Origin of the sequence: Mesorhizobium sp. M4A.F.Ca.ET.050.02.1.1 (assembly GCF_003997725.1) — a bacterium.
Lineage (GTDB): Bacteria > Pseudomonadota > Alphaproteobacteria > Rhizobiales > Rhizobiaceae > Mesorhizobium.
Genome location: NZ_RZSG01000084.1, coordinates 1 through 13,106, shown reverse-complemented (window position 1 = coordinate 13,106; position 13,106 = coordinate 1). Strand labels below are relative to the sequence as shown.

Here is a 13,106-nt window from a genome sequence, read left to right as displayed (position 1 = left end):
TTAGAAGGGCTGCGCCGCCCCTCATTCGCCTGCCGGCGCCTTCGCCCCGTATAGTGACAGGGAGAAGGAAAGCTCCCCACCCAACCGTTTCTTAATGTGTTTTCGCTAGATCGAAACGCAGGAAAGAGGCGGAAAACGGAGAATAATCGGGGTGCGCTTTTCCGCGGCGACGACTGCCGGGCGGTTATTGCCGCAGCGCTGGGCGCTGCGCGTGAACCCGTTGCTTGGCCGCATCGATGCCGTGCTGTTCACCGCCGACGAGCGCGGCGAGGCCGGCCGCATGTCGCTCATCGCCTTCGCCATCCGCATTATCAGCGCCGTCATCGCTTTCGTCAGCCAGGTGCTGATGGCGCGCTGGATGGGCTCGTTCGAATACGGCATCTTCGTGCTGGTCTGGGTGACGATGGTGATCGTCGGCAACCTCGCCTGCCTCGGCTTCCACACCTCCGTCATCCGCTTCATCCCCGAATATCGCGAGCGCGGCCTGCTCGCCGAACTGCGCGGCATCGTCGTGGCGAGCCGGCTGTTCGTGCTGGTTGCCTCGACGGCCATTGCCGGCCTCGGCGCGCTGGGCGTCTGGCTGTTCTCGCCCTGGATCGAGAACTACTATGTCGTGCCCTTCATCCTCGGCGTCATCTGCCTGCCGATGATCGCGCTGGGCGATCTCCTGCAAGGGCTGGCGCGGGCGAATTCATGGGCGCTGTTCGCGCTGTCGCCGACCTATCTGGTGCGGCCGGTGCTGATCCTGGTGTTCATGGCGCTGATGCTGGCGGCGGGCTACGCGCCCGATGCCAGGACCGCGATCTTCGCCTCGATCGCCGCCAGCTATGCCACCACGATCGGCCAGTTCATGGGCGTCACCGCGCGCATCGACCGCAAGCTCGTGCCCGGTCCGATGAAGGTGCATTTCACGCGATGGTTCATGGTCTCGCTGCCGATCTTCCTGGTCGAGAGCTTCTTCTTCCTGCTGACCAACGCCGACGTGCTGATGGTCGGCGCCTATCTCGATCCGGATGACGTCGCCGTCTATTTCGCTACCGTGAAGACGCTGGCGCTGGTGCATTTCGTCTATTTCGCCGTCAAGGCCGGCGTCGCCCAGCGCTATGCCCAGTTCACCCATGGCGAGCCGGATCGGCTTGCCGCCTTCGCCCGTGAGACGGTGTCGTGGACCTTCTGGCCCTCGCTGCTGATGGCGCTGCTGGTGCTGGCGCTGGGACAGCCGATGCTGGTTCTGTTCGGCCCCGAATTCACCGCCGGCTACCCGCTGCTGTTCCTGCTCGTCTTTGGCGTCGTGGCGCGCGCCGCCGTCGGCCCGTGCGAGAGCCTGCTCACCATGAGCGGCAACCAGAACATCTGCGCCGCCGTCTACGCCATGACGCTCGCCTTCAACATCGGCCTCAACGTCGTGCTGATCCCCTTCTTCCACCTCTGGGGCGCGGCGATCGCCACCAGCCTCGCCATGGTCTTCGAGGCCAGCGCGCTCACCTTCACCGTCTGGCGCAAGCTCGGCATCGTCATGTTGATCTTCGCGACCGCCAGGAAGGGGAACGCCTAATGGCCGCCATCCCGTTGCTTGAGGAAACCAGCGGCGGCCCGGCCGGTGCCATGGTGCAGGGTCTGGCCGGCCTGGCGCGCGACGCCGACCCCGCCCATATCGAGATCCTCGCCAACAACAGGCCCGAGCGCAAGCTCGCCATCTATCCGGCCGCCGCCGGCTTCGACCTGGTCGAGGAACTCGACTATCTCTGCGCCCGCACCGTCGAGCCCAACGTCTTCTTCAATCCGCGTTTCCTCGCGCCGGCCATGCCGAGGCTGGAGGACCGCGAGGTCAAGCTCGCCGTGATCCGCGACGGCGACGAATACCGCAACCGGCTGCGCCTGCTGGTGCCGTTCTCGGTCGAGCGACCGGCCATCCCGCTTGGCGTTCCCGTCATGCGCACTTGGTCGAGCCCGTTCGGCCCGCTCGGCACGCCGCTGGTCGACCGCGACGATCCGGTCGGCGTCATCGAGGATTTCTTCTCGATGCTGTCCAGGCCGCACCTCAAGATGCCGAGGGTCTTCGTGCTGCCCGACATCAGGCTGGACGGACCGGTGGCGAGCCTTTTGACCGCCTTTGCCGAAACGCGCGGCCTGACGATGGTCACCACCGGCAAGATGGATCGCCCGATGCTCGAAAGCGAGGCCGACGGCGAGGACTACCTCAAGGCGTCGCTGCGCTCGCACCACTACCGCGAATTCCGTCGCCTGAAGCGCCGCCTGGCCGATCTTGGCCAGCTCGAGCACATCGTGGCGCGCGGACCGGAAGATATCCGCCACGCTATCGAAAGCTTCCTGACGCTTGAGGCGGCCGGCTGGAAGGGCCGCGAGCGCACCGCCATGGCGATCGACCGCTACCGCGCCGCCTTCGCCCGCGAGGCCGTGCACCGGCTGGCTGAGCACGACCTCTGCCGCATCCACTCGCTGACGCTCGACGGCCGCACCATCGCTTGCCTGATCGTCTTCGTCGAGGCCGGCGTCGCGTACACCTGGAAGACCGCCTATGACGAGACGCTGTCGGCCTACTCGCCGGGCACGCTGCTGATGATCGAGGTCACCAGGCAGAACCTCGAAGACCCCAATATCGTGGTGACCGATTCCTGCGCCGTGCCCGACCATCCGGTGATGAGCCGGCTGTGGACGGAGCGCAAACCGATGGGCACGCTGGTGCTTGGGCTGTCGCCCGACGCCGACCGCCTCGCCCGCCAGGCGGCCTCGCAGCTGCATCTCTACCGCGAGACCCGCAACATGGCCCGGATCCTGCGCAACCGCATGCGCAGCCTGCTGAAACGACGCTAGAGGAACGGCGAGCGCATGGCTTTCGGCAGCCGAATCCGGTCGGCATTCATCGCAAGGCAATCCAGATGATCAGGACCGTCCTGCGTCATGCCGGCCTCGCGCCGGTTCTCCTGCTTGCCCTGCTGCCGGCCCGGACCCTTGCCGGCTCTTGTCTCGAGGATTGCGGCGCGCCGTCCGTCAACGTCTACAGCCATACGACCGCCGGCCATCTCAGCCCGGCCACGGCCGGCGCACTGCCGCGTGTCTATGTGCCCAACCGGTCGTCGAACAGCGTCTCGGTGATCGACACCACGACCCTGAAGGAGGTCGACAGGTTCAGCGTCGGCAGCAAGCCGCAGCACGTCGTCCCCTCCTGGGACCTCAAGACGCTGTGGGTCGCCAACAACGGAACGGGCAAGAACGGCAGCCTGACCGAGGTCGACCCGAAGACCGGCAAGCCCAGCCGGCAGGTCCCGGTCGACGACCCCTACAACATGTACTTCATGCCCGACGGCAGCTCGGCCATCATCGTCGACGAAGCTTTGCGCCAGCTCGACCTGCGCGACCCCGCGACCATGGCGCTGAAGTCGGTCATCCTGACGCCCGATTGCGCCGGCATCAACCACGCCGATTTCTCCGTCGACGGCTCCTACGCGATCTTCACCTGCGAATACGGCGATGGTGGGCTGCTTAAGGTCGACCTGAAGAACCAGAAGGTGCTTGGCCATCTCGACCTCTCGAAGATGGGCATGCCGCAGGACATAAGGCTCTCGCCCGACGGCAAGGTCTTTTACGTCGCCGACATGATGAATGACGGCGTCTTCCTGATCGACGGCGACAGTTTTGCCGAAATCGGCTTCGTCCCCACCGGCATCGGCGCGCATGGCTTCGTCGTCAGCCGCGACGGCAGGCGGCTCTATGTCTCGAACCGCGGCTCGCACAAGATGGAGCAGGGTCGCGCCAAGGGGCCAGGCAGCGTCACGGTGATCGACTTCGCCACCCGCTCGGTCATCGCCCAGTGGCCCGTCCCGGGCGGCGGCAGCCCGGATATGGGCAACATCAGCGCCGATGGGAAGCAGCTCTGGCTGTCCGGCCGCTTCGACAGCGAAGTCTACATGTTCGACACCACGTCCGGCGCCGTCACCAGGATCCCCGTCGGCCTGGAGCCTCATGGGCTGACGGTGTGGCCGCTGCCCGGACGATACTCGCAGGGGCATACCGGGAACATGCGCTAGGCCTGCCTCGCCAGGACGAGGCGAGCGCCTCAAATCAAAATGCATCCTGCCACAGCGATTTGCCTAAACATTTGGCAGAATTCCAGAAATATTGAGTAAAATTGGTCCGGCTTCGCGCTTTAATTGTATTAGAGATTCCTCATTCTATTCACTCATAAGAAATAATCGAGGAAAATACCTTTTTCCCTGTACTATATGGTGATTCGTTGGAACGATGATTTGCACTACAACGTTGGTCCGCAAGCGGTCGCTTGAACTCCTATCGAGCGGCTCCAACAGGCCGGCATTCCGAGGAAGGATCGTCCGATGACCAGTGTCGTCAACGCAAAAGGCATTCCCCTTCCCTACACCGGCGCTTCCACCCACTGGTTCTCCGCAACCGGGGCCGGGCCGGAACTGCGCGGCACATCCGGCAACGACTCTTTCTGGGGCAACACCAGCGTCAACGTCACCATGTATGGCGGCGCGGGCGACGACTATTACCATCTCTATTCGACGATCAACCGGGCCGTCGAGCTGCCCGGCGAAGGCATCGACACGATCGACACCTGGATGAGCTACAAGCTCCCCAACAATTTCGAGAACCTCGTTGTCACCGGCGCCAATCGTTACGCGTTCGGCAATTCGGTCGACAACATAATCAAGGGCGGTACCGGCAGCCAGACGTTTGACGGCGGCCTGGGCAACGACGTACTGATCGGCGGTGGCGGCGCCGACACGTTCATCATCACCAAGGGCCACGGAAGCGACCTGATCACCGATTTCGGCGCCGACGACACCATCCGTCTCAACGGCTACGACTTCATGTCGTTCGACGACGTCAAGGCGCAGCTGATCCAGGCCGGAGCGAACCTTCTGCTGAATCTCGGATCGAACGAGGTGCTGGTGTTCAACAACACCACTGCCGACAAGCTGTCGGCCGGCCAGTTCGAGCTGCCGATCGACAAGTCCGGAATGACGCTGTCCTTCAATGACGATTTCAACACGCTCAGCCTTCACAATAGCCAGGGCGGCACCTGGGACACCAACTTCTGGTGGGGGGCGCCGAACGGCAGCACGCTCACCCAGAACAACGAGCTACAATGGTACATCGACGCCAATTACGCGCCGACGAGTTCGGTCCACCCATTCAGCGTCGACGACGGCGTGCTGACCATCACCGCGGCCCAGGCGTCGGCCGACATCAAGCCGCTTATCAACAATTATGAATACACCTCCGGCATCCTGACCACGCACGACACCTTCGCCCAGACCTATGGCTATTTCGAAATGAGGGCCGACCTGCCGGAAAACACCGGCGCCTGGCCGGCCTTCTGGCTGCTGCCGGAAGACGGCTCGTGGCCGCCGGAATTGGACGTCGTGGAAATGTATGGCCAAAGTCCGAACTCGCTTCTGATGACCGCGCACACGAATGAGACGGGAACCCACACCAAGGTCGGATCGACGGTGAATGTCTCCGACACCGACGGCTTTCACACCTACGGCCTGCTGTGGACGCCGGACAAGCTGGTCTGGACCTATGACGGCGTGCAGGTCGCGGAGGCGGCAACGCCATCCGACATGAACAAGCCCATGTACATGCTGGTTGATCTCGCGATCGGCGGTCAGGCCGGCGCGCCGCCGGACCATCTCGCCACGCCGGCTCAGATGAAGATCGACTATATCCACGCCTATACGCTGGACTATTTGCAGCAGAGCCATTTGAACGTCACGGGCGAGCACGCGGTCTAGGCGTCCGTGCGCATGTCTCAGGACCATGCTCCTCGCGCGAATGCGGGCACGACCAGGCAGTCAAGCCTGCGACCGGTGTTCAGGCGCGCCATCGCCGATGTCGGCATCTTCTCGTTACTGATCAACATCCTGCTGCTAGTGATCCCGCTCTACCTGCTGCAGGTCTATGACCGCGTCCTGCCGTCCTCGAGCGTCGAGACGCTGCTCTACCTTTCGGCGATCGCGGTGATCGCGCTCGCCTTTCTCGGCTTCCTCGACGCGGTGCGGGCCATCTACGCGCAGCGCGTCGCGGCGACGGTCGATGGCAGGCTGGGGGCGACGACATTCGCCGCCGCGCTAGGCGCCAGATATGCTGGCGGCTTGTCGCCGCTGCGCGACCTTGCCTCGGCCTGCGCCTTCATCAGGTCGCGCGGCGTGGCAGTGCTGTTCGACCTGCCCTTCGCTCCCGTCTTCCTCGCTCTGCTCTATCTCATCCATCCCGTCCTGTTCTGGCTGACACTCGCCGGCGCCGTGCTGTTGCTTCTCCTGGTGGTGGCCAACCAGCTTGCCATCGGCAGGAACGATGCCTTGTCGGCGGGGCGTTCGGCCGTCGCCGCCCAAGCGGAACAAGCCTTCGCCCGCAATGCCGACACGCTGCGCGCCATGGGCATGGTCGAGAACGCCGCACGGGTCTGGGGACGGCATGTGGCTGACGCGCTTGTCCTGCATGACCGCTCGGCGAGCGCCAACGCGATCTTCAGCGGCGCCTCACGGGCGCTGCGCATGATGCTGCAGCTCGCGATACTCGGCGCCGGCGCATGGCTGGTGCTCGAAGGGCAGATGACGGCCGGCATGATCTTCGCCTCCTCGCTGGTCTCGTCGCGTGCGCTGCAGCCGCTCGACCAGCTGATCGGATCCTGGCGGCAGATCGTCGACGCCAGGCGGGCGTGGAAGCGGCTGGAGACCGCGCTTGCGGCACATCCGGCGAAAGCGCGGAAGCTGTCCCTGCCGGATCCTTCCGGCGCGATTTCCGTGCAGGATCTTTTCTTCATCGCGCCGAACGCTCCGTTCGGCACGGAGCCTATCCTCAAGCGGCTGAATTTCGCGATCGCCGCGGGCGAAGCGGTGGCGATCGTCGGCCCGAGCGGCGCCGGCAAATCGACGCTCGCTCGATTGCTTGTCGGCGCGGCTCGACCGACCGGCGGCCTGGTGCGGATCGACGGGGCCGACGTCAAGACCTGGGACGAAAACCAGCTTGGCAGGCATATCGGCTATCTCGCGCAGGAGGTGGAGCTCTTTCCTGGACCGATCGCGGACAACGTCGCCCGCTTCGACCCTGAAGCGGACGACGCCGCGATCATCGAGGCGGCAAGGCGCGCCGAGGCGCATGATCTGATTCTGGCGCTGCGCGATGGCTACCAGACCATGGTCGGTCCCTCGGATAGGACGCTGTCGGGCGGCGAGCGACAGCGGATCGGGCTGGCGCGCGCCTTCTACGGCAATCCGCGGATCCTCGTGCTGGACGAGCCCAGCACCCATCTCGACGGCAGCGGCGAGATGGCGCTCGAAGCGGTGCTTTCGGCTGCGAAAGCCGCCGGCGTCACGACGATCGTGATCACGCATCGCCCATCGATCGCCGCGGCCTGCGACCGCGTGATGCTTTTGCGCGGTGGCGTGATCGAAGCCTTCGGTCCGAGCGGCGAGGTGTTGCGCCAGTCGTCGGTGGCCAAGGGTCTGCCTGCACAGCAGGGCACCGTGGTGACGGGCTCGTTCGCGCAGACGATGCGCGCACACGGCACCCGCTTCGGATCGTAAGTCGATGACAGCCGAGAGCCTCACCTTCGACGGCCATCCGCGCACCGACTTCCGGCGTGTGGCGCTGGCCGGGTATGGGGCAATCGCAATCTTCGCGGGCTGCTTCGGCTACTGGGCGATGAGCGCGCCGCTGTCCGGCGCGGTGATCACGCAAGGCACGATATCGGCCACTGGCGGCAACATCTTGATCCAGCAGCCCGAGGGCGGCATCATCCAGCAACTGCTCGTCCGTGAGGGCGACCGCGTGCGGCAGGGCCAGGACCTCATCCTCCTCGACCGGACGGCGGCGCAAGCCGACCTCAACCGGCTGACCAGGCAGTCGATCGCGCTCAAGGCAAGCGCGGCGCGCCTCGAAGCCGAGCGCGACGGACTGGACAGGCTTGCGCCGATCACCGAGGCAGCGCCGGCGCCGTTCCAGCAGGATTTCGAAAATCTTGTCCGGGAACAGCAGAAGGTATTCGACGCCAGGCTCGCGCGCTTCCACTCCGAACAGTCGATCATGGCGCAGCGGGTCGCCATGCACCGCGAGTCGGTCGTGGGCCTGAACGCCCAGAAACTCGCCATCGAGCAGCAGGCCGATGTCGTGAAGAAGGAGCTCGGCATCAAGACCAGCCTGCTGGACAAGGGCCTCACCAACCGCACCGAATACTCGCAGCTTCTGCGCTCTGAGGCCGATCTCGTCGGCCAGGCCGGCGCGTTGGAGGCAAACCTCGCCGCGGCCAACTCCCAGATCGTCGAGGCGCAGGTGCAGGTCGAGCGGCTGACCACGCAGCGCGTGGAAGAAGCGCTGACCAGGCTCGACGAGGTCCGCACCAACCTCGCCGACATCAAGGAGCGCATCAGGGCGGCCGAAGCGGTGCTTCGGCGCACCACGATCAAGGCGCCGGCCGCCGGCATCGTGGTGTCGTCGACCTATAATTCCATGGGCAGCGTGATCGCGCCGGGCGAAAAGATCATGGAGATCCTGCCGACGGCATCGGGCCTCAACGTCGATGCCAAGCTCAGGCCGAAGGACATCGACCAGGTGAGCGTCGGCCAGCCGGCAAAGCTCAGGCTGTCGGCGCTCAACATGCGCCTGACGCCGGAGGTGTCGGCGACGGTGAGCGAAATCTCCGCCGACCGCCTGATCGACCAGACCACGCGCGAACCCTATTTCCGCGCCAGGCTTAAGATTGCCGACGCCCTGCCGCCCGGCGTGAAAGCCGACCAGCTTTACCCGGGAACGCCGGTCGAGGCGTTCATCAACACCGGCAATCGCACCTTCTTCGAGTATCTCGCACGGCCGATGCTCGATTCCTTCGCGCGTGCTTTCACGGAGCGATAGGCCTTGCTGACCGCACGATTCATCATCGTGCCTCCATCACCGGATCGGTACGGCGGACGTTTCCAGAAGGCCCGCTGCCTGATTATTGAAAGTGGTGCCCCTAGCCGGGATCGAACCAGCACTCCTTGCGGAACTCGATTTTGAGTCGAGCGCGTCTACCAATTCCGCCATAGGGGCTCAGGCCGGGCGGCCTGGATGGGCGCGGACTATACGGTTGCGGGCCTGTTCGTCAACTGGCGAGTTTCCCGATCGGCTTCACGCCCGCGACCAATCTTCACCTTTCGGTTTCGTGAAGGTGCTGCCATTGTGCGGCGCGGAAAATCTTTCTAGACAAGCGGCGCGTCGCTGCATGTCGCGCAAAACGACATGCGTGGACAGTGCAGGAAGGGCGGCGCAATCACAGGAGAGCCGATGCTTCGCGGACTTTACGACTGGACGCTCTCGCTGGCAGCCCGCAAATCCGCCGAATGGTGGCTGGCCTTCATCGCCTTCGTCGAGAGTTCCGTGTTCCTGGTGCCGGCGGACGTGCTCTATCTGCCGATGGCGCTGTCGAAGCCGGAGCGCGCCTACCGCTACGCGCTGATCGCCACCGCCGCTTCGGTGCTCGGCGGCGTCTTCGGCTGGTTCATCGGCCACTACGCCTATGAGGCGGTGGCCAAGCCGATCCTCGAATTCTATGGCAAATACGACGAGTTCGAAGCGCTGCGCACGTCGTCCGGCATCGGCTTCATCATCCTGATGCTGATCACCTCGGGCGCCGCTCATTTGCCGCCGATCAAGGTGGTGACGATCCTGTCGGGCGTCATCGGCGTCAATCTGCTGCTCTTCATCGGCCTTGCCATCGTGGCGCGCGGCGCTCGTTTCCTGCTGCTGGCCTGGCTGCTGCGCCGCTATGGTGAATCGATCAAGGAGTTCATCGAGAAGCGCCTCGGCATGATCGTCGGCGCCGGCGCCGCTGCCCTTATTTTGCTCTATATCCTCGTCAGATACGCCCACGCATAGCGACCACGCAAACGGACCACCTTCGATGACAGCGACCATGAATGCCGACACCGGACGCCAGCGGACGCGCGCCGCCCTGTTCCTCGCCGTCGCCATGGCCGCCACCGTCGGCTCGGCGCTCGCCTTCCAGTACATTGGCGGCTACATCCCCTGTCACCTCTGCCTGGAGCAGCGCACGCCCTATTACGTCGGCGCGCCACTGATGCTGTTGGCGGCGATCGCCTCGCTGCTCAAGGCGCCGGCCTGTCTAACGCGAGGCCTGCTCGCCGTCGGCGGCCTCTTGATGCTCTACGGCCTCTATCTCGGCGTCTACCACTCCGGCGTCGAATGGGCTTGGTGGCCGGGCCCGGCCGACTGCACCGCCGGCGCCGGCCCGGTCGACACCGGCGGCAAGGGCGTGCTCGACGCGCTCGACAAGTTCGTGCCGCCCTCCTGCGACAAGGCGGCGCTGCGCATCCTCGGCCTGTCGCTGGCCGGCTGGAACGCCATCGCCAGCTTCATCCTCGCCGCCGTCGCCTTCCGCAGCGCCCTTTCGCGCGACTGACCGCGTGATCTGGCGACGCAGAGTTCGTCCAGAAATTCGCCAGCCCGGATTGGCTGGCGCGGCTTTCGAGAACCGGGACTGAGCGTACCTAAGTACGTGAGCACCGGAAGCGCAGAAAGCTGCGGCAGACGACCGGGCTCGCGGATTTCTGCCGAACTCTACGGTTCCAGTTCGACGTCCCAGTACAGATAATCCATCCAGCTTTCATGCAGATGGTTGGGCGGGAACAGGCGGCCGTTGTTGTGCAGGTCGTGCACCGTCGGCTGATAGGGCTTTTGCAGCGGCCACATCTTGGCGTGCGCCGGCATCATGCCGCCCTTCCTGAGGTTGCAGGGTGAGCAGGCGGCGACCACGTTCTCCCAGGTCGTCGCGCCGCCGCGATGGCGCGGGATGACATGGTCGAAGGTCAGGTCGTCAGGCGTGCCGCAATACTGGCATTGGAAGCGGTCGCGCAGGAAGACGTTGAAGCGGGTGAAGGCCGGATGCCTTGACGGCTTCACATAGGCCTTCAGGCTGACGACGCTGGGCAGCTTCATCGAGAAGGTCGGCGACGATACGGCATGCTCGTACTCGGCGACGATGTTGACCCTCTCGAGGAACACCGCCTTGATGGCATCCTGCCATGACCAGAGCGACAGCGGGTAATAGCTGAGCGGACGGTAGTCCGCGTTCAGCACCAGTGCTGGAAGCCCATCCGGAGATACGGCAACCGTCACGTCGTTGACCTCCTTGGCTCCGCGCATGACCCCGAAAATCGAACGATTTTCGGAAAGGATCATGCGCAACTTCAAAAGTCTTACGGCGTCTTTTGAGCATCCAACCGGATGCACGGCGCCGTAACCGATCGGCGCGGATACTGTAAGCCCGACATGACAGGGATGTGAAGCGGATTGTCGCGCGCCCGAAATGTCAAAAACGCATGATTTTAGGGCTTTTTTACGGATTTACGCCGGTGGCGCGGCGTCCCTCCCCCGCGTTTCACGATAATAGGCCCAGAAAAGCCGCGACGCGACACCTCGCCACGGGCTCCATGATTCGGCGAGGCGGATAAGCGTTTTCTCAGGCGGACGCGGGTCGATGCCCAGCGCATGGCCGACCGCGCTCTGCAGCGCGACGTCCCGCGCCGGGAAGACGTCGGGATGGCCGGCGGCGAACAGCAGGTAGCATTGCGCCGTCCACGGACCGATGCCCGGCACCGCCGTCATCGCCGCGATCGCCTCATCGGCATCGAGCCGGCAGAGACGGTGCAGGTCGAGCCCCTCGACCACGGCGCCGGCGACGGCGAGCAGGCCGCGCTGCTTCGGCCGCGACAGCCCGGCCTCGCGAAAAATGTCCTCGCCGGCGGCCAACACCGCTTCCGGCGTCAGCGGGTCGAGCAGCCTGGTCAGCCGGCCGAAGATCGCATCGGCGCTGGCGCGCGACACCTGCTGCGAGACGATGATCGAGGCCAGGCTCCTGAAGCCCGGCTCGGAGAGCCTGAGCGGCACATCGCCCGCCATGCCGCGCACCGTCTCCAGCCGCGGGTCGATGCGGCAGAGCGCGTCGAGGCCCCGCGCGATGTCGTCGACACTGGCGATGCGCTGCATGTTTGCTTGTTCCCAGGACGCGCACGAAGTGGCAATTGATGGCCGTGCAAAGTAGCAACCGGCGAAAGCGCCGCACAACCCGATTGCCGCCAAAGAGATGACGCTGCTGACATTCCGCTTCGCGCCGAGCCCGAACGGCGACCTGCATCTCGGCCATGCCTATTCGGCGCTGCTCAACCAGAAACTGGCATCGGCGGCGGGCGGCCGCCTGCTGCTGCGCATCGAGGACATCGACACCACGCGCTGCACGCCGGAATTCGAAGCCGGCATCTATCGCGACCTGGAATGGCTGGAGCTGGCGTGGGAACAACCGGTGCGCCGCCAGTCCGAGCACTTCGCCGAATACCAGGCGGTGCTCGACCGGCTGATTGGGGAAGAGCTCGTCTATCCCGCCTTTATGAGCCGTGGCGAGATCAGGGCCCATATCGCCGGGAGCGACAAGCGCGGCCGCGACTGGCCGCGCGATCCCGACGGCGTGCCGCTCTATCCCGCCATGGACAAGGCCTTGCCGATCAGGGAACGGAAGCGACGGATCGCCGAGAACCTGCCCTTCGCCTGGCGGCTGGATATCGAAAAGTCGATGGCGTGCGTTTCCGCCGACCTGTCATGGACCGAATTCAGTGACGACACACTCGGCGGCACGCGGCGCATCGAGGCGCGGCCGCAGGACTGGGGCGACGTGATCGTGGCAAGGCGCGACATCCCAACGAGCTATCACCTCGCCGTGGTCGTCGACGACGCGCTGCAAGGCATCAGCCATGTCGTGCGCGGCCAGGACCTGTTCCTGGCGACCGGCGTTCAGCGCCTTCTGCAGGACCTGCTCGGCCTGCCGCAGCCGGCCTATTTCCACCACCCGTTGATCCTCGGCCCGGACGGCCGCAAGCTGTCGAAGAGCCTCGGCGATACCGGCCTCGCCGCGCTCAGGCAGGCCGGCGCCTCGCCGGACGATGTCCGGCGGCTGGTCGGCCTTTAGGATTCCTCGAACTGGGTATGCTGAGATTCAGGTCAGGCCGAGTCGAGAATGGCGGGTTCCGAGAATCGGAGCGGAGCGTACTTCAAGTACGTGAGCACCCGAA

At 64.9% G+C, this 13,106-nt stretch carries 11 protein-coding genes and 1 tRNA gene; 9 read left to right on the top strand and 3 right to left on the bottom strand.

Annotated elements, in window-relative coordinates; translation table 11 throughout:
* Positions 1-151 precede the first annotated feature (151 nt).
* From EOA33_RS09125 to EOA33_RS09100, 6 genes are all read left to right on the top strand, one after another.
* The gene (locus EOA33_RS09125) at positions 152-1,555 is read left to right on the top strand and encodes a lipopolysaccharide biosynthesis protein (protein WP_127405456.1); all 1,404 of its coding nucleotides are present in this window, start codon (positions 152-154) and stop codon (positions 1,553-1,555) included.
* Positions 1,555-2,835, top strand: a complete 1,281-nt coding sequence (locus tag EOA33_RS09120) for a GNAT family N-acetyltransferase (protein WP_126058129.1) — start codon at positions 1,555-1,557, stop codon at positions 2,833-2,835. The genes EOA33_RS09125 and EOA33_RS09120 overlap by 1 nt, the downstream gene beginning before the upstream one ends.
* A 65-nt stretch (positions 2,836-2,900) precedes the next feature.
* Positions 2,901-4,049 carry a YncE family protein gene (locus tag EOA33_RS09115; protein WP_126058128.1) on the top strand — a complete coding sequence of 383 codons (1,149 nt, stop codon included), beginning with the start codon at positions 2,901-2,903 and terminating at the stop codon, positions 4,047-4,049.
* A gap of 306 nt (positions 4,050-4,355) precedes the next feature.
* Complete coding sequence (locus EOA33_RS09110) at positions 4,356-5,780, top strand: family 16 glycosylhydrolase (RefSeq protein WP_126058127.1); 1,425 nt, start codon at positions 4,356-4,358, stop codon at positions 5,778-5,780.
* Between the two features lie 12 nt (positions 5,781-5,792).
* Complete coding sequence (locus EOA33_RS09105; protein ID WP_126058126.1) at positions 5,793-7,574, top strand: type I secretion system permease/ATPase; 1,782 nt, start codon at positions 5,793-5,795, stop codon at positions 7,572-7,574.
* Between the two features lie 4 nt (positions 7,575-7,578).
* Positions 7,579-8,898: an HlyD family type I secretion periplasmic adaptor subunit gene (locus tag EOA33_RS09100; protein WP_126058125.1), complete on the top strand. Its 1,320-nt coding sequence runs from the start codon at positions 7,579-7,581 to the stop codon at positions 8,896-8,898.
* Positions 8,899-8,990: 92 nt separating this feature from the next.
* Here the strand turns inward: EOA33_RS09100 and EOA33_RS09095 are convergent.
* Positions 8,991-9,075, bottom strand: a tRNA-Leu gene (locus tag EOA33_RS09095).
* A 234-nt stretch (positions 9,076-9,309) separates the two neighbouring features.
* Between EOA33_RS09095 and EOA33_RS09090 the strand changes: the two genes are divergently transcribed.
* Entirely contained in the window at positions 9,310-9,900 is a 591-nt protein-coding gene (locus EOA33_RS09090; protein ID WP_126058124.1) for a YqaA family protein, read from the top strand.
* A gap of 25 nt (positions 9,901-9,925) precedes the next feature.
* Positions 9,926-10,444 (top strand): disulfide bond formation protein B, encoded by a 519-nt coding sequence (locus EOA33_RS09085; RefSeq protein ID WP_126058123.1) that lies wholly within the window; start codon positions 9,926-9,928, stop codon positions 10,442-10,444.
* 158 nt (positions 10,445-10,602) lie between these two features.
* Here EOA33_RS09085 and EOA33_RS09080 read toward each other — a convergent pair whose 3' ends face one another.
* Both EOA33_RS09080 and EOA33_RS09075 read right to left on the bottom strand, forming a co-directional pair.
* Positions 10,603-11,160, bottom strand: a complete 558-nt coding sequence (locus EOA33_RS09080) for an HNH endonuclease (RefSeq protein WP_023677956.1) — start codon at positions 11,158-11,160, stop codon at positions 10,603-10,605.
* Between the two features lie 228 nt (positions 11,161-11,388).
* Positions 11,389-12,030: a DNA-3-methyladenine glycosylase gene (locus tag EOA33_RS09075; protein ID WP_126058122.1), complete on the bottom strand. Its 642-nt coding sequence runs from the start codon at positions 12,028-12,030 to the stop codon at positions 11,389-11,391.
* 97 nt (positions 12,031-12,127) lie between these two features.
* On the opposite strand from EOA33_RS09075, the gene gluQRS reads away from it, so the two are divergent.
* The gene (gene gluQRS, locus EOA33_RS09070) at positions 12,128-13,003 is read left to right on the top strand and encodes a tRNA glutamyl-Q(34) synthetase GluQRS (protein ID WP_126058121.1); all 876 of its coding nucleotides are present in this window, start codon (positions 12,128-12,130) and stop codon (positions 13,001-13,003) included.
* Positions 13,004-13,106 lie beyond the last annotated feature (103 nt).

Excerpts from the sequence above, each read along its gene's own strand:
- EOA33_RS09110 (WP_126058127.1), top strand. The coding sequence starts at position 4,356 with ATGACCAGTGTCGTCAACGCAAAAGGCATTCCCCTTCCCTACACCGGC.
- EOA33_RS09100 (WP_126058125.1), top strand. The coding sequence starts at position 7,579 with ATGACAGCCGAGAGCCTCACCTTCGACGGCCATCCGCGCACCGACTTC.
- gluQRS (WP_126058121.1), top strand. The coding sequence starts at position 12,128 with ATGACGCTGCTGACATTCCGCTTCGCGCCGAGCCCGAACGGCGACCTG.
- EOA33_RS09085 (WP_126058123.1), top strand. The coding sequence starts at position 9,926 with ATGACAGCGACCATGAATGCCGACACCGGACGCCAGCGGACGCGCGCC.
- EOA33_RS09075 (WP_126058122.1), bottom strand. The coding sequence starts at position 12,030 with ATGCAGCGCATCGCCAGTGTCGACGACATCGCGCGGGGCCTCGACGCG.
- EOA33_RS09105 (WP_126058126.1), top strand. The coding sequence starts at position 5,793 with ATGTCTCAGGACCATGCTCCTCGCGCGAATGCGGGCACGACCAGGCAG.
- EOA33_RS09120 (WP_126058129.1), top strand. The coding sequence starts at position 1,555 with ATGGCCGCCATCCCGTTGCTTGAGGAAACCAGCGGCGGCCCGGCCGGT.
- EOA33_RS09090 (WP_126058124.1), top strand. The coding sequence starts at position 9,310 with ATGCTTCGCGGACTTTACGACTGGACGCTCTCGCTGGCAGCCCGCAAA.
- EOA33_RS09115 (WP_126058128.1), top strand. The coding sequence starts at position 2,901 with ATGATCAGGACCGTCCTGCGTCATGCCGGCCTCGCGCCGGTTCTCCTG.